At 74.6% G+C, this 23,557-nt stretch carries 17 protein-coding genes; 10 read left to right on the forward strand and 7 right to left on the reverse strand.

Annotation, left to right across the window (positions count from 1 at the left end):
• Positions 1 to 103: 103 nt before the first annotated feature.
• Positions 104 to 601 carry a peptidylprolyl isomerase gene (locus ABZ862_RS37425; protein ID WP_360968773.1) on the reverse strand — a complete coding sequence of 166 codons (498 nt, stop codon included), beginning with the start codon at positions 599 to 601 and terminating at the stop codon, positions 104 to 106.
• Positions 602 to 748: 147 nt separating this feature from the next.
• Between ABZ862_RS37425 and ABZ862_RS37430 the strand changes: the two genes are divergently transcribed.
• Both ABZ862_RS37430 and ABZ862_RS37435 read left to right on the forward strand, forming a co-directional pair.
• Positions 749 to 1,438: a hypothetical protein gene (locus ABZ862_RS37430; protein WP_360968815.1), complete on the forward strand. Its 690-nt coding sequence runs from the start codon at positions 749 to 751 to the stop codon at positions 1,436 to 1,438.
• Positions 1,439 to 1,597: 159 nt separating this feature from the next.
• Positions 1,598 to 2,962 carry a diacylglycerol kinase family protein gene (locus ABZ862_RS37435; protein ID WP_360968776.1) on the forward strand — a complete coding sequence of 455 codons (1,365 nt, stop codon included), beginning with the start codon at positions 1,598 to 1,600 and terminating at the stop codon, positions 2,960 to 2,962.
• Between the two features lie 152 nt (positions 2,963 to 3,114).
• Here the strand turns inward: ABZ862_RS37435 and ABZ862_RS37440 are convergent, their stop codons facing one another.
• The gene (locus tag ABZ862_RS37440) at positions 3,115 to 3,786 is read right to left on the reverse strand and encodes a hypothetical protein (protein WP_360968779.1); all 672 of its coding nucleotides are present in this window, start codon (positions 3,784 to 3,786) and stop codon (positions 3,115 to 3,117) included.
• 158 nt (positions 3,787 to 3,944) lie between these two features.
• Here ABZ862_RS37440 and ABZ862_RS37445 point away from each other — a divergent pair, with 158 nt between their 5' ends.
• Positions 3,945 to 6,155 (forward strand): SpoIIE family protein phosphatase, encoded by a 2,211-nt coding sequence (locus tag ABZ862_RS37445; protein ID WP_360968782.1) that lies wholly within the window; start codon positions 3,945 to 3,947, stop codon positions 6,153 to 6,155.
• Between the two features lie 47 nt (positions 6,156 to 6,202).
• Here the strand turns inward: ABZ862_RS37445 and ABZ862_RS37450 are convergent, their stop codons facing one another.
• Complete coding sequence (locus ABZ862_RS37450) at positions 6,203 to 6,508, reverse strand: putative quinol monooxygenase (RefSeq protein ID WP_360968785.1); 306 nt, start codon at positions 6,506 to 6,508, stop codon at positions 6,203 to 6,205.
• Between the two features lie 245 nt (positions 6,509 to 6,753).
• Here ABZ862_RS37450 and ABZ862_RS37455 point away from each other — a divergent pair, with 245 nt between their 5' ends.
• The 4 genes from ABZ862_RS37455 to ABZ862_RS37470 all read left to right on the forward strand — a co-directional run bounded on the left by ABZ862_RS37455 (position 6,754) and on the right by ABZ862_RS37470 (position 11,665).
• On the forward strand, positions 6,754 to 7,839 hold the full coding sequence (locus ABZ862_RS37455; RefSeq protein WP_360968788.1) for a GNAT family N-acetyltransferase: 1,086 nt from the start codon (positions 6,754 to 6,756) through the stop codon (positions 7,837 to 7,839).
• A 245-nt stretch (positions 7,840 to 8,084) separates the two neighbouring features.
• A complete protein-coding gene (locus ABZ862_RS37460) occupies positions 8,085 to 8,927 on the forward strand; it encodes a PP2C family protein-serine/threonine phosphatase (RefSeq protein WP_360968790.1) in 843 nt (280 codons plus the stop codon).
• Positions 8,928 to 8,978: 51 nt separating this feature from the next.
• Entirely contained in the window at positions 8,979 to 10,010 is a 1,032-nt protein-coding gene (locus ABZ862_RS37465) for an MASE1 domain-containing protein (protein ID WP_360968792.1), read from the forward strand.
• A 101-nt stretch (positions 10,011 to 10,111) separates the two neighbouring features.
• Positions 10,112 to 11,665 carry an MFS transporter gene (locus tag ABZ862_RS37470; RefSeq protein ID WP_360968795.1) on the forward strand — a complete coding sequence of 518 codons (1,554 nt, stop codon included), beginning with the start codon at positions 10,112 to 10,114 and terminating at the stop codon, positions 11,663 to 11,665.
• Between the two features lie 12 nt (positions 11,666 to 11,677).
• On the opposite strand, the gene ABZ862_RS37475 is transcribed toward ABZ862_RS37470, so the two are convergent.
• Both ABZ862_RS37475 and ABZ862_RS37480 read right to left on the reverse strand, forming a co-directional pair.
• Positions 11,678 to 14,098, reverse strand: a complete 2,421-nt coding sequence (locus ABZ862_RS37475) for a protein kinase (protein ID WP_360968798.1) — start codon at positions 14,096 to 14,098, stop codon at positions 11,678 to 11,680.
• Between the two features lie 173 nt (positions 14,099 to 14,271).
• A complete protein-coding gene (locus ABZ862_RS37480; protein WP_360968818.1) occupies positions 14,272 to 16,803 on the reverse strand; it encodes a Helicase associated domain protein in 2,532 nt (843 codons plus the stop codon).
• A gap of 340 nt (positions 16,804 to 17,143) precedes the next feature.
• Between ABZ862_RS37480 and ABZ862_RS37485 the strand changes: the two genes are divergently transcribed.
• Entirely contained in the window at positions 17,144 to 18,022 is an 879-nt protein-coding gene (locus ABZ862_RS37485) for a hypothetical protein (protein WP_360968801.1), read from the forward strand.
• 88 nt (positions 18,023 to 18,110) lie between these two features.
• Here ABZ862_RS37485 and ABZ862_RS37490 read toward each other — a convergent pair whose 3' ends face one another.
• A complete protein-coding gene (locus tag ABZ862_RS37490; RefSeq protein WP_360968804.1) occupies positions 18,111 to 19,280 on the reverse strand; it encodes an acyltransferase in 1,170 nt (389 codons plus the stop codon).
• 115 nt (positions 19,281 to 19,395) lie between these two features.
• Entirely contained in the window at positions 19,396 to 20,370 is a 975-nt protein-coding gene (locus ABZ862_RS37495; protein ID WP_360968807.1) for an SGNH/GDSL hydrolase family protein, read from the reverse strand.
• A 291-nt stretch (positions 20,371 to 20,661) separates the two neighbouring features.
• Here ABZ862_RS37495 and ABZ862_RS37500 point away from each other — a divergent pair, with 291 nt between their 5' ends.
• Positions 20,662 to 21,099 (forward strand): Fur family transcriptional regulator, encoded by a 438-nt coding sequence (locus tag ABZ862_RS37500; protein WP_360968810.1) that lies wholly within the window; start codon positions 20,662 to 20,664, stop codon positions 21,097 to 21,099.
• A gap of 142 nt (positions 21,100 to 21,241) precedes the next feature.
• A complete protein-coding gene (katG, locus tag ABZ862_RS37505; protein ID WP_360968812.1) occupies positions 21,242 to 23,464 on the forward strand; it encodes a catalase/peroxidase HPI in 2,223 nt (740 codons plus the stop codon).
• Positions 23,465 to 23,557: the final 93 nt, after the last annotated feature.

A 23,557-nucleotide genomic window follows, 5' to 3' on the forward strand; every position in this document is an offset into this window, starting at 1 on the left:
GCTGTGGTCCGAGCACGAGGGCGAGGGCACCGCGCAGGAACTCGCCGACTACGTCTACGCCTCGCACCCGGCCGACGACGCCTTCTGGACCGTGACGCGGGGATCAGAGCTGGCCGGAGGCCGAGATCGTGATCTTCGCCGCGGTGCGGCCGCTCTGCGAGCCGAGCGCCTCGATCTTCTTCACGAGCTGCATGCTCGCCTCGTCCGCGACCTCGCCGAAGACGACGTGCTTGCCGTCCAGCCAGCCGGTGACGACGGTCGTGACGAAGAACTGCGAGCCGTTGGTGTTCGGCCCGGCGTTCGCCATCGAGAGCAGGCCCGGCCGGTCGTGCCGCAGCTTGAAGTTCTCGTCCTCGAACTTCGTGCCGTAGATGCTCTTGCCGCCGGTGCCGTTGCCGGCGGTGAAGTCACCTCCCTGGAGCATGAAATCGGGGATGACGCGGTGGAACGACGATCCGGCGTACCCGAATCCCTTCTCGCCCGTGCAGAGGGCGCGGAAGTTCTCCGCCGTCTTCGGGACGACGTCCTCGAAGAGGGTGAAGGTGATGCGCCCGGCGGGCTCGTCGTTGATCGTGATGTCGAAGTAGGTCTGAAGTGCCATGGGCAAATCCTCGCATCCCCCGGCAGTGGCCTCGCGCCCGGCTCGGTCCCGCCGGGCTGTGTGAAACCGCCGATGGCCGAATATCGTCCTTCCAGTCGACCCGGTCGGATCGCCGGGCCGACCGACGACACCCCAGGGGGACCAGCCATGACACCGACCGTGACCCGCCGCCGCAGACCCGCCGCCGCCCGTGCCGCCGTGCTCGGCGCCTGCGCGGTCGCCGTGTTCACGATCGCCGGGTGCGGCGGGAGCGGTGGCTCCGGCGCCTCCGGCGCCACGACGCCCGGCCCGGCGGCCACGGGCACCGTGCCCGGCGGCAGCGGCAGCGGTGGTACCGGCACCTTCGGCGCTTCCGGTGCTTCCGGCGGCGTGACCGCGTCCGCGAAGCCCGCCGCGGAGACCTCCGCCGCCCCCGCCGCGACCACCTCGTCCGCCGCGTCCGCGAAGCCCGCGGGCACCGCCGGCTCCGCTGCCGGAGGCGGCACCGGCTGCGACCACAAGATGCCGATCTCCCCGGACGAACTCGCCGTCTACCGCTACACCCCCGAGGGCGGCGCCCTCCACCTGATCGTCAGGCTCGGCAACTGGGGCTGCGCACCCGCGGATTCGGACGGGGCACCGTTCGTGACCGTGGGCAAGGAGATCCCCATGCCCCTCGACCAGGCCGCCTACGTCACCGCCACGAACCCGATCGTGGAGAGCAGCGCGAACCAGCACATCGGGGTGCAGGAGTTCCTGGACTGGCTCGACGCCCACCCGGACTCCGGGCTGGTCTTCAAGTACCACGTCGGCGGCGACGGAGCCATCGACCGCCTCGACGAGGTCTTCACCCCCTGAGCTGCCCGGCAGGCCCGGCCCTTCAGGCAGGTTCTTACCCGTCCGGCCCTCATGACCGGCGCGACCCGCCTTCCGAGCCGTCCGGCGCTCATATGCTGAAGCCGGTACCTCTCGGTCCTGCTCAGTCCTGCCCCGCCGACCACGGAGAGCGGAAAGCCCATGGGAGCCTCGACGACACCTGGCGCGGACCCGCACCACCGGCAGCGCTGGGCGGCCCGGTCGGCTCTGGCCGCGGCCGCGACGGCCGCCCTGCTGCCGCTCGCCGCGGGCGGGCTCGTCGGCCTGCTGCTGCTCGCGGCGGCCCTCGCCGGGCTCGCCGTCGCGGCGGCAGGCCTGTGGTGGGTGCTGTCCCGCCGGGGCGCCGCCCGCGTGGCGGCGGGTGTCCTCGCGGTCGGCGCCCCGGCGGCCGTGGTCGTCCTGTTCGTCGCCGCGGGCCAGTTGTGGGTGATCGCGGTGTCCCTCGCGCTGTGGGCCGTGGCCGTCTGGTCCGGGCGGTACGCGCTGCGCAGCACGGGACTGCGTCCGGTACGGGTCAGGGAGCACCGTACGCCGCCGCCCCGGCGGCCCTTCCTGATCCTCAACCCGCGGTCCGGCGGCGGCAAGGCCGAGCGGTTCGGCCTGCGGGAGAAGGCCGAGCGTCTCGGCGTCCGCGTCGTCCTTCTGGACCCCGGTCACCACCAGGACGTCACGGCGCTCGCCGAGTCCGCGGTCGCCGACGGCGCGGACCTGCTGGGCGTCGGCGGCGGGGACGGCACCCAGGCGCTGGTGGCCGCCGTCGCCGCCGCCCACGGCGTACCGTTCCTCGTCGTCCCGGCCGGGACCCGCAACCACTTCGCCCTGGACCTCGGCCTGGACCGCGCCGACCCCGCCGCCGCCCTCGACGCCCTCACCGACGGCGTCGAACTCCATGTCGACCTGGGGTTCGCCGCCGACCGGCCGTTCGTCAACAACGCCTCCTTCGGGGCGTACGCGGCGGTGGTGCAGAGTCCGGGCTACCGCGACGACAAGGTCGGCACCGTGCTCCAGATGCTGCCCGACCTGCTCACCCGGCAGCGCGGCCCGCGGCTGACGGTCCGGGCCGGCGGCACCACGCTCACCGACCCGCAGGCGGCCCTGGTGAGCAACAACCCGTACCGCACGGACGACCCCTTCGGCCTCGGCCGCCGTATGCGGCTCAACTCCGGGCGGCTGGGCGTCCTCGCCGTCAAGGTGGACAGCGCGGTGCAGGCCGCCGAGATGGTGCTGGACCCGCAGTCGGAGAACCTCGCCGTGCTGACCGCGCAGGAGGTGACGATCAGCGGCGACGCCCCCGAGCTCGAGGTCGGCCTCGACGGCGAGGCCCTCGTGCTGCCCTCGCCGGTGCACTGCCGCATCGCACGCCGTGCCCTGCGCGTCCGGGTGCCCCGCGACCGCCCGGGAGTCCCGGAACCCAAGCCCCGCCTGGACTGGCGTCTGCTGCGCAAACTGGCGGCCTCGGTGGGCCGGACGGCCGCCGCGCACCACCACAAGCGCCCCGGTACCTGAACCGGTCCGGCCGTCACCTGCCTGCCGCTGCCTGCACCGGTCTGCCGGGGCGGGGTCTGCGCGCACCCCTTCTGTCCGGGCCGGGCCGCACCCGTCCGGCCGGGCCTGGGCCGCCCGTACCGCCGGGTCCGGTCGGGGCCGGGGGCCGGCCGTCACCGGCCCCCGGTGAGGTCGCGGAGCGGGGTCCCCGCCGCCCAGCGCTGCAACAGCGGGCCGTCGACGAGGCAGGTGTCGCCCTGCCGCTCGGCCCAGCGGGTGTCCCGCGCGCTGAAGACACCGCGGTGGACCACCAGGCGCAGCGAGCCGCCGGGCGGCCGCCGGCGTCCCGCGCGGTGCGGCGGCTCCTCGTCGGGCAGGGGTTCGGCCACCGGGCGGAACACGACCTCCAGGTGCCGGCCCCCGCGGTCCCGCGCGCGCAGCCGCGGACGGCCGTGGTCGGGCAGCGGCTGGACCCGCCAGCCGTCACGGCGCAGGATCCGCGCGACCGCCAGGGCCAGCCCCTGGGTGTCCAGCTCGGCGAGTTCCGCGGCGGAGTAGTACCCCAGGCGCCGCCGGGCCAGCGGCCGGTGGTGCCGTACGGCCGCCACGGCCGCCCCGGTCAGCAGCACCAGGAAGGCGGCCGGAACAGCGGGGCCCAGCCGCCGGTACCCCACGGCCAGCGCCGCGACGACGCCGCAGACCACGGCCACGACACCGGCGAATCCGGGCAGCACCTCGCGCAGCCGGGGCCCGTACCTGCCCTGGGCCCGCAGGGTGCGGATCGCGCTTCTCCTCCGTGACCACCGTGTCCCGTGCGCCGCCGAGCCGGTCCGCCGCCATGTCACCAGGGCAAGCTCCCCCCACCCCTGGGCCCGCGTTCGTGCCGTAGGGCTACCCATGCCGGACGCTCCCGGACACGGACACGGCGATCCCGCGGACGGGATCCGGCCATGATCCGTCCCGCTCACTTGGCGACGTTCGATATCCGGCATACCGTCCTGGTATGTCGGATGTGAGTGCGATCCCTCTCGGTGGTGAGGCGGGCGGTCCCGGGGACTGTGTGGTGCCCGGTGAGCCGGTGGCGCCCGGTGGCGGCCCGGTCGCCGCCGGAGGTGCGGCACTGGACGAGGCGCTGCGGGCGGTGCTGGCCGCCACCGCGCGCCGTACCGGTGCCTCCGCGGCCGGCCTCTACCTCATCGAGGACCGCGCCGCGGCACTCCGGCTGGTGGCCCTGTGCGGGCTGCCCGTGGAGTTCACCGCGCCCTGGCAGCGGCTGCTGCTGACCGCTCCCGTCCCGGTGGCCGACGCCATCCGCGACGACCGGCTGGTGTGGGTCGGCGACCAGGACGAGATGACCAACCGCTACCCGCGGACCGCCGCCGTCCTGCCGTACCGCTTCTCCCTCGCCGCGGTCCCGCTCACCGGGGCGCGCCGCTGCTGGGGCGGTGTGGTCCTGATGTTCCCCGCCGACCACCCCCGTGAGATCACGGCCCGTGAACGCGGCCACATCACCGCGGGTGCCCACGGCATGGCCCGACTCGTCGAGGACTCGCCGTACCCGCCCTCGCTGCCCGAGTCACCGGTCCCCGTACCCCTCGGCCATCCGCACCCGCCGCTTCCCGCCGGGACGGAGCAGGCCGCCGCGGACTGCGTCGAACGCTTCCCCGAAGGGATCCTCGCCCTGGACCTGGAGGGCCGCATCACCTACGCCGACACCACCGCCGCCCATCTGCTCGGGCGCCGCGCGGAACGGCTGCTCGGCCTCCAGCCGTGGCAGGCCCTGCCCTGGCTGGACGACCCCGTCTGCGAGGACCGCTACCGCACCGCCGTGGTCAGCCGGGCACCCATCTCCTTCACCGCGTCACCCCCGAAGGGCGACCCGCTGATCTTCCGCCTCCATCCGGACGCGACCGGCATCAGCGTCTGCGTCACCCGCCCGGGCGAGCAGCCACCGGGCAGCGAGACGCTGGGGACCGCGCCACGTCCCGGCGTGCGCGCCACCGGCCGCCTCTACCAGCTGATCCACCTGGCGGCCGCCCTCACCCAGGCGGTGACCGTGTGCGACCTGGTCGCGGTGATCGCCGACCAGATCCTGCCCGCGTTCGGTGCGCAGGGTCTGCTCCTGTGCTCCGCCGAAGCCGGCCGCCTGAGGATCACCGGCCATTACGGCTATCCCGAGGAGATGATCGAACGCTTCGACGGCCTGCCCCTCGGCAACGATCTCCTGCCCGCCGGCTATGTGATGGAGACCGGCGCGACCGTGTTCTTCGGCAGCTGGGACGAACTGGCCGCGAGCTATCCGCAGGTGCCGCGGATCAGCAGCAGTGACGCCTGGGCGTTCCTCCCGCTGTCCGTCACGGGGCGCCCGGTCGGCTGCTGCGTCCTCTCCTACGACCACCCCCACGAGTTCACCCGCGACGAACGCGCCGTCCTCATCCCGCTGGGCGGCCTGCTGGCCCAGGCCCTGGACCGCGTCCGCCTCTACGACACCCAGCACGGCCTCGCCCAGGAACTGCAGCGCGCCCTGCTGCCCCACACCCTGCCGAAGCTCGAGGGGCTCGACGTCGCCGCCCGCTGCCTGCCCGCCGGGCACGGCGTCGACGTCGGCGGCGACTTCTACGACCTGCTGCGCCTGGACGACACCACGGCCGCCGCCGTCATCGGCGACGTGGAGGGCCACAGCATCGCCTCCGCCGCCCTGATGGGCCAGGTCCGCACCGCCATCCATGCCCACGCCACCGCCCGCGCCACCCCCGACAACGTCCTGTCCTGCACCAACCGCCTCCTGGTCGACCTGGACTCCGAACTGCTCGTCTCCTGTCTCTACGCCCAGATCGACCTGGCCCGTCACGAGGTCGCCTTCGCGAGCGCGGGCCACGTACCGCCCCTGCTGCGGGAGGGCCCGCACCGGGCGCGTGTGCTGTCCCCCGACCCCGGACCGCTGCTGGGCGTCGACCCCCGCTCCGACTACCCCGTCGTCACCGCGCCCCTGCCGCCCGGCGCCGTGCTGGCGCTGCACACCGACGGCCTGGTGGAACTGCCCGGCGCCGACGCCGCCCGGGCCACGGACGACCTCGTCCGCTATCTCGCCGGCGCCGGGGACACCGACCCGGAGCGTCTGGCCGACGGCCTGATCCACCGCTCCTGGCCCGTCGGCCAGTACACCGACGACGTGACCGTCCTCCTGCTGCGCGCCGCCGGGCGGCCCGCCTGAGCCTGCCCGGACGGGCCTGCACGGACGGGCCGGGGCGGTGTCCGGCGTCAGTCGGGCAGCCCCACCCCTCCCAGCACCGCCAGCGGAGTCTGCTCGGCCACCCCCGCGATCAGCCGCCGCCCCTGCTCGATGAAGGCTCTGGCCTGCGGAGAGTCCAGCGAGGCGTCGTGCGCGGCGCGGTCCGTCCACACCTCCGTCACCCACACGGCCTCCGGCTCGGCCGACGTGGCGACGACGTAGTGGACACAGCCCGGGTCCGCGGCCAGCTGCCGCGCCGCCGTCAGCAGACAGTCGGCGAGGGCATTGCGCTCACCGGGCAGGGCGAGGAACTTGGTGACGAGTCCGTAGGTCATGCCCGAAGAGTAGGGCGGGGCACCGGCAATCGTCCGTTCCGGCCGCGCCCCACGGGATGTCCGATGGGGGAGGACGGTCTTGACAGGCTGCGTGCGCTTTCGCGACGTTTGATCCGCGGTGGACGGTTCGGCCCCCCGGGACGCCCGGGAGGGAACCGGGCGCCTACCCGGCACGGGTGGGTGCGGGCGCCGATGAAGTGGCCGGCGCGGGGCGCGCCGGACGTCGTAGGGGGGCGGTCTGGGCGATGGACATCTCGGTGGTGAGACCCGCTGAGCTGGGCGTGCCGTGGGTGAAGGCGTGGCACGAGGTGATGGACGGGTCGAAGGTGTTCGCCAACCCGTTCCTGGCGCCGGAGTTCGCCGCCGGGGTGGGGCTGTTCCGGGGCGGGGCGCGGGTGGCGGTGCTGCGGGAGGACGGCGAGGCCGCGGGGTTCCTGCCCTTCGAACGGGGCGCGTTCGGCGTGGGGCGCGCCATCGGCATGGGGCTGTCGGACTGCCAGGGGATGGTGCACCGTGCCGGGCTGAGCTGGGAGGCCCGGGACGTGCTGCGCGGCGCGGGGCTCTCCATGTTCGAGTTCGACCATCTGGTGGCGGGTCAGGAGGCGTTCGGGCCGTTCGTGACGGGAACGTTCGCGTCACCGGTGGTGGACCTGGCGCCGGGCGACCCGGACGGGGGGTACCCGGGATGGCTGCGGTCGGTCTATCCGGGACTGGCGAAGACGGTCCTGAAGAAGGAACGGCGCCTGGCGCGCGACCTGGGGGACCTGCGGTACGTCTTCGACGAGCGGGACCCCGCGGTGCTGCGCCGGCTGATGAACTGGAAGTCGGCGCAGTACCGGCGCACGGGCCGTATGGACCGCTTCGCACGGCCGTGGATCGTGGGCCTGGTCGACCACCTCTTCCAGGTGCGCGAAGAACACTTCTCGGGCGTGCTGTCCGTGCTGTACGCGGGGGACCGGCCGGTGGCGGCGCACTTCGGACCCCGGTCGCGCTCGGTGCTGGCGGCATGGTTCACGGCGTACGACCCGGAACTGCGCTACTACTCACCGGGCCTGATGATGCATCTGCGCACCGCCGAGGGTGCGGCCCGGGACGGCGTACGCGTCCTGGACCTGGGGCGCGGCGACAAGGAGTACAAGGACTGGCTGAAGACCCGTGAGCTGCGGGTGGGGGAGGGCTTCGCCTGGCGGGGGCATCCCGTGGCGCTGGCCCACCGGCTGTGGCGCCGCCCGGTACGGGGCCTGCGCAACACGGTGCTGGCACACGACTGGCTGCGCACCCCGGCCGACCGCCTCCTGAGGACCGTGGGCAACCTGCGCGGCGGCACCTGACCGCCCCCTCCGGCCTTCCGCCGGTCCGGGGTACGTCTCGTGCCGGCCGGACCGCCGGACCGTGCCCCCGGCCGCTTCGGGATCCCGGCTGCCCGGCACCCCGAAGCGGCCGGGGCCGCGGGGTCCCGGGCGGGTGCCGGTAGTGGCCCTCGGACGACATGATGCCGGGAACAGTCGCTATCATCCTTTCAAGGTAAAAGCAGAGGTTTGTCCCGTTGGGGCTGCCACCCCCGCCGGAGTGATGAATGAGCCGTATGCGTTCATTGGACGACGGCGACGAGCTGCTGCGCCGCCTCAGGTCGCTCACCGCCCAGGCCCGTGAGCGCGCGGAGCTCCAGCGTTCCCAGGTCGAGCTGGCCATCGCGCTGCAGCGCGGCATGCTGCCCCGCGACCTGCCCGTGACCCCCCGCTTCCGGCTCGCCGTCCGGTACTCGCCCGCCTACCACGGCCTCAACGTGGGCGGGGACTGGTACGACGCCTTCGCCATGCCCGACGGCCGCATCGGGCTGTCCATCGGCGACGTCCAGGGGCACAACATCGAGGCGGCCGCGTTCATGGGCCAGGTCAGGGCCGGGCTGCGGGCCCTCGCCACGGTCACCGGCGAACCGGGCGAGGTCCTCGCCCGCACCAACGACCTGCTGCTCTCCCTGGGCTCCGAGCTCTTCGCCACCTGCACCTTCCTGCGGCTCGACCCGGAGACCGGGACCATGGAGAGCGCGCGGGCCGGCCACATCCCCTTCGTCTGGGCGACCGCGGACGGCAGGTCCGGCATAGCCGACGACGAGGGCGGACCCCCGCTCGGCATCGAACGGGGCATCCGGTACCCGGTCTCCCGGTCCCGGCTCACCACGGGCGGCGTCTTCGTCCTCGTCACGGACGGCGTCGTGGAGGGACCGAAACTCAGCCTCGAGGAGGGGCTCGACACCATCGTCCGGCTCTCCGGGATCGCGGCCGTCGCGGGCCTGGACGCCAACTGGCTCGCCGCGGCCGTGATCAAGGGGGCCGAGCGGGTGGGCCACGAGGACGACGCGGCCGTCCTGGTCGTGGGCCATGACGAGCCGGGCCCGCTGCCGCGGTGGCGGCCCTGACCGGCGGCCGTGGCACCGCTCGCCTGGCCGACCCGGCGGCATCGGTGTCTGATGGCATCTGTGGTGGATGTCCAGCGACTGCGCAGACCGGCCGCCTTCGTCCTGCAGACGCTGACGGTCGCCGCCGCCTACTTCGGGGCGGGGCGGCTGGGTCTGCTGCGCGGGCTGACCGTCGAGGGCGCCGTGGTGACCCCCCTGTGGCCGTCGACGGGTGTCGCGCTGGCGTGCCTGCTGGTCTTCGGGATCTGGGTGTGGCCGGGCATCGCGCTCGGGGTCCTGTTCGTCGTCATGTCCCTCTCCCCGGTGCAGTTCGCCGTGATCGGCACCGTCTTCGGCAACACGGCCGCACCGGTGTGCGGGTACCTGATGCTGCGCAGGGTGGGCTTCCGCACCGACCTCGGCCGGCTGCGCGACGGGCTGGCACTGGTGTTCCTGGCCGCGCTGACCGCCACGCTGATCAGCGCCACCATCGGCGTCGGACTCCTCGTCCTGACCGGTCAACTGGCGGCGGACGGCTTCTGGCGGGTCTGGCCCGCCTGGTGGGTGGGCGACGCGATGGGCGTCCTGATCGTCACCCCGCTGCTGCTCGTCCTCATGGAGGCGCGCCGGCCCCCGCGGCTGACCCGCTGGAAAGAGGCCGTCGCACTCACCGTCGCCACCTGCGTGATCGTGCCGGTGGCCACGCTCAGCTCCGTCAGTCTGCTGTTCCTCGTCTACCCCCTGCTGATCTGGGCGGCGCTGAGCTTCCAGCTCGTCGGGAGCATGCTGTGCGCGCTGGACGCGTCCGTGATGGCGACCGTCACCGCGACGGACCGCACCGGGGCGTTCGAGAACATGAGCTCCATGACGGTCATGCTGAAACTCCAGGCCTTCAACGGCTCGATGGCCCTGACCGCGCTGCTGCTGTCCGCGCTCATCACCGAACAGCGCAACACCCGGCGCTCGGTGGAACAGGCGTGCCTGGAACTGGCCGAGGTGCTGGAACACCTCACCGCTGGGGAGGCCCCGCCCCCCGGGGCGCCGACCGCGGTCGACGGCGAACACTCCGCCGGGCAGCGCCGTGCGGACCTGCGGGGACCATGAGACGAGCCCTGCGGCGGCCCGGCGGCGATCGAGTGGTGACCTCCCTGGGACGGGCGTAGCGTCGGACGGGAACGACTCGCGCTCCAGCCCTGTGACATGCCATGAGCAGCAGTTCCCGGCCGACCTCGGCGACCCGGACAGCCGCCGGCGACACCGGTGGCGGAAGCCCCGTGGCCCTGCTGGTCATCGCCTCGTGCCAGCTGATGATCGTCCTGGACATCACGATCGTCAACATCGCGCTGCCCCACATCCAGCGCTCCCTGGACTTCTCCACCACCAGCCTCTCGTGGGTCGTCAACGCCTACACCCTCACCTTCGGCGGACTGCTCCTGCTGGGCGGCCGCACCGGCGACATCCTCGGCCGGCGGCGGGTCTTCGTCGCCGGGGTGCTGCTCTTCGTCGTGGCCTCCCTGCTCGGCGGGCTCTCCCAGAGCGCCGGGCAGCTGCTGGCCGCGCGGGCCGTGCAGGGCGTGGGCGGGGCCGTCGCCTCACCCACGGCGCTGGCCCTGATCAGCACCACCTTCCGCGAGGGCCCGGAACGCAACCGGGCCTTCGGGGTGTTCGCCGGGGTGTCCGCGGGCGGCGGAGCGATCGGCCTGCTGGCGGGCGGGATGCTCGTCGAATGGCTGAACTGGCGCTGGGTGTTCTTCGTCAACGTGCCGATCGGGCTGCTCATCGTCCTCGCCGCACCCCGCTGGATCCGGGAGTCCGAGCGCCACCCCGGGCACTTCGACATCGGAGGCGCGCTGCTGTCCACGGCCGGCATGGTCCTGCTGGTCTACGGCTTCATCCGGGCCGCCCAGGAAGGCTGGCACGACGCGCTCACCCTCGCGTCCTTCGCGGCGGCCGTGCTCGTCCTGGTGGGTTTCGTCCTCGTGGAACGCCGCTCCGGACAGCCGATCACCCCCCTGCACATGTTCGCCGACCGCAACCGCGCCGGCACCTACGGCATCATGCTGAGCCTCGCCGCCGCGATGTTCGGGATGTTCTTCTTCCTCACCCTGTTCGTGCAGGACGTGCTGCACTTCAGCCCGCTGGCCGCGGGATTCTCGTTCCTGCCGGTCAGCGCCGTCATCGCGGTCGGCGCGGCGCTGGCCTCCCGCTTCCTGCCCCGGTTCGGGCCGAAGCCGTTCATGGTGACCGGCGCGGTCCTGGCCTCGGCCGGGCTGGCCTGGCTGACCCGGACCGACGCGCAGTCCACGTACGCGGGCAGCATCCTCGGGCCGATGCTCGTCTTCGGACTCGGCATGGGCATGGAATTCGTGTCCCTGACCCTGACCGCGCTCTCCGGTGTCCGGGGCCGCGAGTCCGGCGCGGCCTCCGGGCTGCTCAACGCCACCCAGCAGGTCGGCGGTTCGCTCGGCCTGTCCATCCTGGTCACCGTGTTCGGCACCGCCGGGCGCACCGAGGCCCGGACCCAGGTCCCGGCCTTCCTGGCGCAGGCCACCCCCGCCGAGAAGCTGCGCTTCCGGCGCACCGGGACGCTTCCGCCCCCGTGGTCCGACCAGGTCCTCACGGCGGGCGTCTCGGCCGCCTTCGTCACGGCGGCGATCCTCACGGCCGTCGCCGCGGTGATCGCCCTGGTCGTGATCCAGGTCCGTCCCTCGGACCTGGAACGGCTCCGGGGCGGGGCGTCGTCCCCGGCGGCCACCTGAGCCCCCCCCGCGTCAGCCGGTGCCGCGCAACGCCGCCCAGGTGCCGTGGTCCACGACCCCGTCGGCGGGCAGCCCCGCGGCGCCCTGGAAGGCGCGTACGGCGCTCTCGGTCCCCGTTCCGAAGTCACCGCTCACGCCGTCGCCGCCGAGGCCGTAGCCGTGCTGCGCCAGCAGGCACTGCACCTGGAGGACGCGTCTGCCGCTGTCGCCCAGGCGGGTGCGTCCGTACCCGGCGTAGTAGGAGCAGTCGGTGTCCCCGGGCGGGGCGGCGGGCGAGGCCGGGGCGCTGGTCGCCGCGGGGGTGGCGGAGCCGGCCGGGTGTCCCGTGGCGGCGCCGGCCGACCGCGTCGGGCCGGCGGTGTGCGGCGCGGTGGCGGTGCCGGAGCTCTCGGGGCGGCCGGCGTCCCCGTCGGCCGTGGCGGCCGCGCCCTGCCCGGAGACCCCCTTTGGCGACGTCCCGTGGGAACCGCCGGACGCGGCCGGGAGGGTGCCCCGGCCGGGTACGGCACCGGTGGCCGTGGTGACCGTGCCCGGCGCGGCGGCCGCCGGGTTTCCGTCGTGCCGGAGCACGACGACGGCGACCACGGCGGCGGCGCAGACGGCGAGGCCCGCGACGGCGGCCGGCACACGCCTCCGGCGCACCCGGTCACGGGCTCCCGCCCCGGGTAACCGCGGATGCGGCCCCCCTCCGGCACCCCCGGCACCTCCGGCCGCCACGACGGCCGCCCCCTCGGCCGAGGCCGCTTCGCCTCCGGCCTCCGGGGCACCCGTCTTTGCGGGTCCGGCGTGCCCGGGTCCGTCGTCGCCGGTGGGGCGGGGAAGGGCTGTTCCGGGGCCGGTGGCCTCGGGGCCAGGCGTTGCGGGTCCGGTCGTGGCGGGTTCGGCCGTTCCGGGTCCGGCCGTCGCGGCGCCGGTGTGTCCGGGTGCGGACTCTGCGGGTCCGGCGTGTTTCGGCCTGCGTGCCGCAGGGGCGGCCGTCCCGGACCCGGCCTCGCCGTGCCTGGCCGCCCCGGGGCCGGTGGCCTCGGGGCCGGCCGTTCCGGGTCCGGCCGCCGCCGGCCGGGCCGCCGCGGGTCCGCCCGCCTGAGGGCCGGCCGTCCCGGGTCCGGCCTCCTCGGCGCCGGTGTGTCCTGGACCGGCTGCCCCGGGTCCGGACGCCCCCGGCCCCGCGTCTTCGGACCTGGCCGTCCCGGACCCGACTGCCGCGGGTGGAGCAGACCGGGGTCCCGGTGCTCCGGATCCTGATGCCCCGGGTCCGGCCCATCCGGGTCCGGCCGACCCGGGTCCGGCCGGTCCGGGGCCCGCGCTTCCGGGATCGGCTGCCGCGGGCCCTGCCGTCCCGGGCCCCGCTGCCGCAGGCCCCGTCGTCCCCGGCCCCGCCGCCGCAGGCCCCGGCACGCCGGCCGGGGTGAGTCTCGGCCGGTCGACCGGTGCCCGGAGCCGCAGGGCCTCCTCCAGGGGAAGGGCGCTGAGGGCGTCGTACGCCCGTTGCCGGGCCGCCACCCTGGTGGCCAGCGGGCCGGGCCAGGCGGGCGGCCCCGGCGGGCCGGTGTGCCGGGCGGCGGCGTCGACCAGGTCCCGCGCGGTCGGCCGGTGCGCCGGTTCCTTGGCGAGACAGGCGTACAGCAGCGCGCCGAGTTCCGGGTCGGCCGCGGTGACCGCCGCGGTCAGCCGCGGGTCGGGGGCCTCGAAGGCGATCCGGTGCAGCACGTCGACCCCCGAGCCGTCGCCGAAGGGCGCCCGCCCGGTCGCCGCGTGGACGAGGGTCCCGGCGAGCGAGAACACGTCCGACGCGGGCCCGCACTCCCCGGTCCTCAGATACTCCGGCGACATGTAGGCGGGAGTCCCCACCCGGTTGCCGGTGCCGGTGACGGCGCTCGCGTCGGCGGCCTTCGCGATGCCGAAGTCGATCACATGGGCGCCCCGGGCGGACAGCAGGACGTTGGACGGCTTGAGGTCGCGGTGCACGATCGCCCCCGCCGCGAGACCGGCGAGCGCCCGCCCCAGATCGGCGGCCAGCCGCCACACGGTGCCCGGCGGAAGGGGGCCGCCACCGCGCACCGTGGTCGACAGGTCGAGCCCGGGGACGTACTCGGTCGCCATCCACAGCAGGTCGTCCTCGAAGCCGGTGCCGCACAGCCGCGGCGCGTACGGCGCGCCCAGCCGGCCGTGCACCTCGGCCTCGCGCCGGAACCGGCGCCGGAAGCGGGCGTCCTCCGCGTACTCCGGCCTGATCACCTTCACCGCGAAGAGCCCCGGCCCGCCGTCCGCCGCCCGGGCCAGACAGACCCGCCCCATGCCGCCGCTGCCCAGCAGGGCGAGGGCGGCGTAGGGGCCGATGTGACGCGGATCGGCGGGCCGCAGGGGCACCGCCCCGGTCTGCCGTAACGCCGCGGCGCCGTCCGCCGCCGGGACCGGCCGCTGCTCTCCCACTGAACCCCCGAAGTCGTCTTCCCCGTACGCCAGTTCGCACCCAAGGAAGGAAGAGGCTAGCCCAGTCGCGCCGTCCGTTCAGCCGTTCGGTGTCTTCCGGGCCGTTCGGCCTCCGGACGGTGCCGGTCCGCTCCCGGGACCCCCGCCGGGTGCCCCGGAGGTCCCGGCCGGGGCTACGCCCAGATCATGCCGAGCTCGTCGAGCCGGGCCGTGCGTTCCCGGCTCAGCGTGCCCGCGCGGGAGCGCTGGTTGCCGATCCAGGAACCCAGCCGGATCTGCCGGGTCTGCCGGGCGCCCTCCTCGCCCACCGTGACCGTCTCCACATGGGCGCGCGGGACCCGGAGGTGTCCCTCGCGGTCGCGGAACTGCCGGGCGGCGGCCAGCCCGAGGGCCCACTTCTCGGCGTGCGGGACGCGCGGCGGGGGAAGCTCTTCGGCGGATGCCGGGGTGATGCCGAGGACCTGGGCGCAGAGCCACTGCCGGGGGGCGCCCAGCCGGTCCCAGCCGAGGCGCTGCGCCCGCACCCAGGCGCCGAGGTCGTCGCCCTGGACCACCACCGTGCCCGGATCCGCGGGCAGCGGGTGACCGGCCGCCAGATGCTCGCGGGTGAGGTGGAAACAGCGCTGCCAGACGACCGGCCAGGCCGGGCACCACGCCGGGTCGATCTCCTCCAGCTGCTCCCGCCGCTCGTCCGGCAGGGCGCCGGGCGCCGACGCCGGTCTGCGGGCGGCGGCGCGGGCGTTCTTCAGCCAGACGCCCACCCGGAAGCCTTGCTGCGCCGCGTCCTGCGGCGCCAGCAGATGGCCGTGCCCGGCGGCCCAGGCACGGGCGGCGGTCAGCCCCTCCTCCCAGGCCACGTCGAAGTGGGACCAGACCATGCCGAGCTTCTCCAGCCGCTCCACCCGCTCCGGTTCCAGCGTGCCGCGGGCGTGCCGGCGGCGGGCGTCGGCGATCCACTGGCCCAGCGGGAAACCGGCCGACGGGGCCGGCCACTCCTCAGGCTCCCCGCCGCCGGCCTCCGGTGCCCGGAACACGAACGGCACCCGCAGATCCCCGTGCACCCGCGCGTACCGGGCGGCGGCCTCGAGACCGCGCAGCCAGTGCGTGCGCTCCGGGTACAGCACCCGCAGCTCGATGAACGCGGCGAGCACCGCCGGATCGCGTGGCTCCGAGAACTTCAGCAGCGCCCGCGCCGGGCCGCTCACCTCCCGGGCCCCGCCCGCCCGCCGCTCCTCCTCCGCGCCCCCGGCCCCGCGGCCCTTGAGAGAGCGGCCGGCGGCCTGCGGCTGGGCGAGATGCTCCACCACCCGGGTGTCGTGGGCGCGCAGCGCCTCCAGGAGCCGGGCGAGGCCGCCGTAGGCCCGTGAGGTGAGCATGCTGTCCGGGGTCTCGCCCGGCCCGAGCAGCACCGGCACCACCAGCGAGGCGACCTTGCCCTCATCGGGGCGCATCCGCAGCGCCCGCCCGACGGCCTGCACCAGGTCGGGCATCGAGCCGCGCACATCGGCGAAGTACACGCTGTCGCAGTACCTGGTGTCGACCCCCTCGCCGAGCACCCGCACCGAGCTGAGGAAAGCCTTGTCCGCCCCACCCGCGAGACCGGTCCCGTCCGCCCCGCCGGCGAGACCGTCCGCCCCGCCGGCCCTGTCCCCGCCCGCCGGATCCCCGCCCGCCGCGAACCGCGCGAGCACGCGCCGCCGGTGCAGCGGCCGGTGCTCGCCGCACAGCCAGTCCGCCCACACCGTCCCCGGATACCGCCCGGGATCCCCGGACCGCAGCCGCGCGGCCACGCCGGGCAGCCCGGCCGCGAACGCCTCGGCCTCCTTGATCATGTGGTGGAAGACCAGGGTGCGCCGGAACCCCTCCTCGGCCGCCGCCTTCACCAGCGCCGTCTGCAGCGCCGCCAGACGCGCCCCGCGCACCCGGTCGCTGCGGTCCTCGGCACCCAGCAGCCGGGCGGCCTGCAGCGCCGTGTCGGTGACGTCCACGCACACCACCTGGTACGGGGCGCAGACACCGCGGTCGACGGCCTCCGACAGCGTCAGGGTGTGGCAGCGCGCTCCGAAGGGCCCGGCCGGATCGTCGTCCATCGACGCGACCAGTTCGCCCGGCCCCCCGGGCCCGGCCTCCGGCTCCCTCCCGTCCTCCTCCGGCTGCCACAGCCGCGGGGTGGCCGTCATGTACAGCCGCCGCAGCGCGGGCACGCGCGTGTTGTCGTGCACCACCGCCCACGGCTTGCCGATCCGGCCGGAGGTGCGGTGCGCCTCGTCGACGACGATCAGGTCCCAGCCGGGCAGCCCCGCGGCGTGCGCGCGCTCCAGGGTGCCGAGTCCCAGCGAGGCGTACGTCGCGAACACCGTCACCTTCCCGGACGGCCGCACCCGTGCCGCCAGCTCGCCGGGGTCCGTCGTGTTCGGGAAGCCGGCCTGGTCCCCGCGGAGCGAGGACACCCCGATCACCGGCCCCGTCCGCCCGGCCGCCCGCCACGCGGCCTCGGTCTGCGCGAGCAGGTCCAGCGACGGGACCAGCACCAGCACCCGGCCCGCCCGCAACGCCTCGGCACTGCGCACCGCCACCAGGGTCTTGCCGGATCCGGTGGCCATGACGACCTGGGTGCGCAGGCCCCGCTCGGGCAGCGGTCCGGAGGCCGGCCGGGCGAGGGCACGCACCACCGCGTCCACGGCTTCTTGCTGATGAGGGCGCATTCTCACAGGAATGACCATAGTTGGGCCGTCACCGGCCTCGTGAACTGGTGCGGAATTGACTGGAGTTGCGGAAGGTGACAAGAATTCAGCTCACTCCGCCCGGCTCCCGTCGCATGAGGGGCGGGGCGAAGTGGCCGCGAGTGACCCGGTCGCGGCGTGCCCCGCCGGGAGTGTCCGGGGGTACGCGCCGCCCGGCGGGCGTGCCGGTGGCGGCTGCCGTCCGCGCGTCCGCCCCGCGGGTGGCGCTCGTGGCCGGCCACCTCCCACATCTCACTCCACAGAGGCAATCTTGTCAGCCAGGCCAACTTTGTCGCGTTCGCAACAGCCCAGAAGGTTCGCCGTGCTCGCCGCGGCCGCTCTCGCGGGTGCCGCGGTGCCGCTGCTCGGCACCGGTGCCGCCCAGGCATCGACCTCCGGGGGCTGCGAGTCCGCCACCGTCCAGTACCGCATCGTCGACGCCGACGGCAAGGTCGTGGGCGCGGACTGGACCTCGCAGGGCGGGTTCCACCAGTGGGACACCGCCCCCGCCACCGTCGAGGTGCGGCTCGCCGCGGGCCAGAGCGTCGGGGACGGCTGCACGTACCCGGTCTCCCTCGCGCAGTACACCACCGAGGGACCGGACTGGGCGAGCTCCGGCCACCAGACCCTGGTCACCAAGGACACCGTCCGGCTCACGGCCAAGGACGTCGCGGGACCGGACGCCGGGGACAGCTGGCAGAAGCTGTCCGTGCGCACGCCCGACTGCTACGGCCAGATCGACCTGTACGGCGACGACGTCACCTACGACGGCGGGTCGGGGGAGGGCCACGGGCCCGCGCCGTACCGGCCCGACAACGTCAACACCCCGTACCACCTGATCGCGGCCTGGAACGGCGGCGACAAGGCGTGCACGACGGGCGGATCGACGCCCACCGCCGGCGAGTCCGCCCCGGCCACGCCCGCGACGCCCACCGCTCCCGCCGGGAGCACCACCCCGGCCGCCGGGACGACCGCCCCGGGCACCACGGCCAAGCCGAAGCCGACCTCCACGCCGACGACCACGTCCGAGGTGCCGCCCCTCGAGGCGACACCGTCGGCCGCGCCGTCCGCGGAGGGCGGCAAGAAGCCGCTCGCCGAGACCGGTGCCGGTGCCCCGCTCGGCATGATCTCCGGTGCGGCCGCCGTGGTGGTCGTCGCCGGAGCGGGCGCGCTGTACGCCTCCCGCAGGCGCCGGGCCTGACGGCGGCGCGCGGGGCGTCCCCCGTGCGGTGACGCGTCAGCGGGGCCCCGGACGTCGCCTCCCGGTGACGTCCGGGGCCCCGTCGGGTTCAGCGGGCCGGTGCCGGACGCGTACCGGGCCGCCGGGAGCGCAGCAGCAGCCTGCGCGCCGGGCGCTCCACACCCTCGTACAGCAGCCAGGACAGCGCGAGCGACACGGCGAAGGTCACGGCCGTGACGGCGATCGCCGCCGGCGGGTCGTAGTGGGGGGACCGCCCGGTCAGTTCCGCGGCGGTCCACAGCACCAGCAGATGCACCATGTAGAACGCGAACGACAGCTCCCCCAGCCGCACCAGCCGCCGGTGGCGCCACAGCGACGGCAGCCCGCGCAGGTCCGCGACGGCCGCCGCGGGGATCAGCAGGGCGAAACCGGTGATGGTGCACGCGGTCGCCGGGTAGCCGCGGGTGACCTGCGGGACGAGGAAGTAGCCGATGACCGCCAGGGCGAGCGACGCCTCCAGGCCGGGCCCGCGCCAGCGGCCGAGCACCACGAGCCGCGCCGCCGCCGCGCCGAGGACGAACTCCGGCAGCCGGGCCAGCGGATGGGTGTACGCCGCGAAGCCGAGCAGCTGGTGGGCGTCGGCCCAGGACAGCACGAGCACCGCCAGCACCGACACCCCGGCCAGCGCGGCCGAGCCCCGGGCGCCGAGACGGCGCAGCACCGGGGCGAGCAGCGGGAAGGCGGCGTAGAAGAACGCCTCGCAGGCCAGCGACCAGCTGACCGGGTCCAGGGTCTGCCACCACGGATGCCACCAGGAGTGCACCAGCAGTATGTTGGCGACTCCCCCGGACAGCGGGGGCACCGGGAGCCGGTCCGTGGTGACGGCGAGCAGCAGCGCGAGGGCGGCGGTGACCAGGTGCACCGGGTAGACCCGGGCGAGGCGGCGCCGCCAGAAGGCGGGCGCGCGGTCGCCGGGCCGGGCCGACCACAGCATCACGAAGCCCGACAGCACGAAGAAGAACGACACCCCGCTCGCCCCGGCCCGGAACGCCCAGTTCACCAGGTCGCCGCCGGTGCCGCCGAAATAGCCGAAGTTGCGCACGTGCAGCCCGAAGACCAGCAGCGCGGCCATCCACCGCAGTCCGGTGAGGGACGGCAGCGGGACCGGCGCGGCGGACGGCCGGTCCCGCCCGGGAGCCTGCCCGGGGGTCTCTCCCCGGGTCTGGCCGGCGGTGGTGGCGGACGGCGTCCCGGTCGTGGTCCTGGCCGCCGTCGTCATGGGTTCACCTGCTGTACGGGTCGGGTCCGGGGCATAAAAGTGAGCATTGCCCCTTCTGCGGTCTTCAACCCTGCCCCATGCCGAACATCACACCCACGGTGGCCCGCCGCCCGGTTCAGTCCCTGCCGCGCCCTTCGTCCAGTCGTGCCGACACAGCGCGCGCCATGGCCGCCTCGCCCTGGGCGTTCGGATGGGCGGGGGCCGCCGGGGACGCCGGCTGGAGCGGCTCGATCCAGCGGTCGGCCGGGGCCTTGCACATGTCGTGGCCGGCGGTCGGGCCGTAGGTGTCGACGTACCCGGCGTGGTTTTGGGCCGCGACCAGCCGGAGCATCAGGTTCAGCCGCTTCTCCGTGTCCCGCAGATACGGGAAGTCCTGCGCGGCGAACGGCACCGAGGGGAAGCAGCCGCTGCCGTCGTCGGGCAGCAGGTCCGGGTAGCCGACGACGAGGACGCGCGCGTGCGGGGCACGGGCGCGCACGGCCCGCAGCACCCGGTCGACCTTCGGGGCGGTCTCCAGCACGTTCACCGTCAGCTGATCGGTGCCCGAGACGCCGTAGTGGTCCTTGCACGGGCTGCCCGCCGGGTGCTGGGCGCCGAGGGCGGCGCAGGTCGCGATGATCGAGCCGAATCCGACGTCGTTGCCGCCGATCTGGACCGTCACCACGTCCGTGCCGCGCTCCAGCGCGTCGAGCTGCGGCGGATTGGCGCCCTGCGCCGTCCACATCTGCTCCGTGGTCGCCCCGGCACAGCTGACGTCGTCGAAGGCGGTCACCCGGTGCCCGGACGCCACGATCGAGGGGTAGTTGTGGTCCGAACGGGCGCAGGCCGCGTCCACCTGCCGCGGTATGCCGGGTCCGGAGGTGTAGGAGTCGCCGAGTGACACGTACCGTGTGCCGCCGTCGTGACCGGAGTGCCCGCCGGGCCCGTCACCGTGCGCCGAGGCGGGGACCGTGGCGGCGGCGACGAGGGCGCAGGCCCCCAGCGCCGCGCCCGCGGCGCTCACCGCGGCCGGCCTGCGGCGGCGCCGTCCCCCCGCCCCTGCCGCCGCCCCGGCCCCGCCGTCCGTCCCCGTCCGTGCGTCCTGTGCCATGAAGTCCTCCCCCTGGAGCCGGGACATCGCGCGGACCGCGCCAGGGGCACGGCCGTCGCGTATCGACCGGGCTTGTATACCGTCCGGTAGCTCGCCGTGACCAGAGGCGGGAGCCGATCGGTCGGAGGAGACCCGTGACGGCCGGGGCGGGCGGCTCCGCCGCGCGGGGCACCGGTCCGCTCGGGTGAACGCCGGCTGATCCGCTCGGGTGAACGCCGTACGGCGTGACGCGAAAGAGTTGTCCGATTCGTTTTCTTGAACCGTTCGCCTTTATGCGGGTAGGTTGGTCCCATGACCGCATCCCGGAACCCGACGACCGCCGACGAGCTGCGCGGTGCCGGCCTGCGGGTGACGGCCGCCCGTGTCGCGCTGCTCGAGACGGTCCGGCACGGCGACCACCTCGGTGCCGAGGCGATCGCCACCGGAGTGCGTGACCGCGTGGGCCATGTCTCGGTCCAGGCGGTGTACGAGGCCCTGCACGCGCTCACCGCGGCGGGACTCATACGCCGTATCGAGCCGGCCGGCAGCCCGGCCCGGTTCGAGGGACGCGTCGGCGACAACCACCACCATGTGGTGTGCCGCTCCTGCGGCGTCGTCGCCGATGTCGACTGCGCCGTCGGCGACGCGCCCTGCCTGACCGCTTCGAACGACCGGGGCTTCGCGATCGACGAGGCCGAGGTCGTCTACTGGGGCACCTGCCCCAACTGCTCCACCCCGCGCGGCGCCTGAGCGTGCGGCGCCACCGCGGCCGGGCCGTCCACCTGCCGCGCCCGCCCCGCCGGTGTCTTGCGCCCCACCGGATCCAGCAGCTTCACCGGATCCACCAGAGCCACACGATTCACCAGATCCAGTTACCTTCGGAGGGATTCCCATGGCCGAGAACCCAGATGCCATCGTCACCGACGCCAAGACGGAGGAGGCGGGCGGCTGCCCCGTGGCCCATGGGCGCGCGGCGCACCCGACACAGGGCGGTGGCAACCGCCAGTGGTGGCCCGAGCGGCTCAACCTGAAGATCCTTGCGAAGAACCCCCCTGCCGCGAACCCGCTCGGCGAGAAGTTCGACTACGCCGCCGCGTTCCGGTCCCTCGACCTCCCGGCCGTCAAGCGGGACATCGCCGAGGTGCTGACCACCTCCCAGGACTGGTGGCCGGCCGACTTCGGCAACTACGGCCCCCTCATCATCCGTATGGCGTGGCACAGCGCGGGCACCTACCGCATCAGCGACGGCCGCGGCGGCGCCGGTGCCGGACAGCAGCGCTTCGCCCCCCTCAACAGCTGGCCGGACAACGCCAACCTCGACAAGGCCCGCCGGGTGCTGTGGCCGGTGAAGAAGAAGTACGGCCAGAGCCTGTCCTGGGCCGACCTGATGGTCCTCGCCGGCAACGTGGCCCTGGAGACCATGGGCTTCGAGACCTTCGGCTTCGGCGGCGGCCGCGAGGACGTCTGGGAGGCCGACGAGGACGTCTACTGGGGCCCCGAGACCACCTGGCTCGACGACCGGCGCTACACCGGCGACCGTGAGCTGGAGAACCCGCTCGCCGCCGTCCAGATGGGCCTCATCTACGTCAACCCCGAGGGCCCCAACGGCAACCCGGACCCGATCGCCTCGGCCCGCGACATCCGTGAGACCTTCCGCCGGATGGCGATGAACGACGAGGAGACCGTCGCCCTCATCGCCGGTGGCCACACCTTCGGCAAGACCCACGGCGCCGGACCCGCGGACGCCGTGGGCAACGACCCCGAGGCCGCCTCCCTGGACGAGATGGGCCTCGGCTGGAAGAGCACCCACGGCACCGGCAAGGGCGGCGACTCGATCACCTCCGGTCTCGAGGTCACCTGGACCTACACGCCCACCCAGTGGGACAACAGCTTCTTCGAGATCCTCTTCGGCTACGAGTGGGAGCTCACCCAGAGCCCCGCGGGCGCCCACCAGTGGAAGCCGAAGGACGGCGCGGGCGAGGGCACCACGCCGCACGCCCACGACCCGTCGAAGAAGATCGCCCCGAACATGCTCACCACGGACCTGGCGCTGCGCTTCGACCCGATCTACGAGCCGATCTCCCGCCGCTTCCTGGAGAACCCCGACCAGTTCGCGGACGCGTTCGCGCGCGCCTGGTACAAGCTGACCCACCGTGACATGGGCCCGAAGTCGCTGCTGCTCGGCCCCGAGGTGCCCGCCGAGACCCTGCTGTGGCAGGACCCGCTGCCCGCGGCGGAGGGCGAGGCGGTCGACGCCGCCGACGTCGCGGCCCTGAAGGCGAAGCTCCTCGACTCCGGTCTGAGCGTCGCGCAGCTGGTCTCCACCGCGTGGGCGTCCGCGTCCACCTTCCGCGGCAGCGACAAGCGCGGCGGCGCCAACGGCGCCCGGATCCGTCTGGAGCCCCAGCGCGGCTGGGAGGCCAACGACCCCGAGCAGCTCGCCACCGTGCTGCGCGTCCTCGAGGGCATCCAGCGCGACTTCAACACCGGTGCCAAGAGGGTCTCCCTGGCCGACCTGATCGTGCTCGGCGGCTCGGCCGCCGTGGAGAAGGCCGCCAAGGACGCCGGCTTCGACGTCGAGGTGCCCTTCACCCCGGGCCGGGTGGACGCGACCGAGGAGCACACCGACGCCGAGTCCTTCGCCGCCCTCGAGCCCACCGCCGACGGGTTCCGCAACTACCAGGGCAAGGGCAACCGCCTGCCGGCCGAGTTCCTGCTGCTGGACCGGGCCAACCTGCTCACCCTGACCGCGCCCGAGACGACCGTCCTGGTCGGCGGCCTGCGGGTGCTCGGTGCCAACCACCAGCAGTCCTCGCACGGTGTGCTCACCGCCACTCCCGGTGTGCTCACCAACGACTTCTTCGTCAACCTGCTCGACATGGGCACGGCGTGGAAGGCGACGTCCGAGGACCAGACCGCGTTCGAGGGCCGGGACGCGGCCACCGGCGCGCTCAAGTGGACCGGTACCCGCGCCGACCTGGTCTTCGGCTCCAACTCCGAGCTGCGCGCCCTCGCCGAGGTCTACGCGAGTGACGACGCCGGGGAGAAGTTCGTGACGGACTTCGTCGCCGCCTGGACCAAGGTCATGGACCTGGACCGCTTCGACGTCGCCTGACCGGTCCGTCCCCGGGGTCCGGCGGAGTGCCGGACCCCGGCTCCACCCGCACCCGGCGTGGGGGGGGGGGGGCGGGGGGGGCCCCCCCGGGCC

It is taken from the genome of Streptomyces sp. NPDC047000 (assembly GCF_040644295.1).
Lineage (GTDB): Bacteria > Actinomycetota > Actinomycetes > Streptomycetales > Streptomycetaceae > Streptomyces.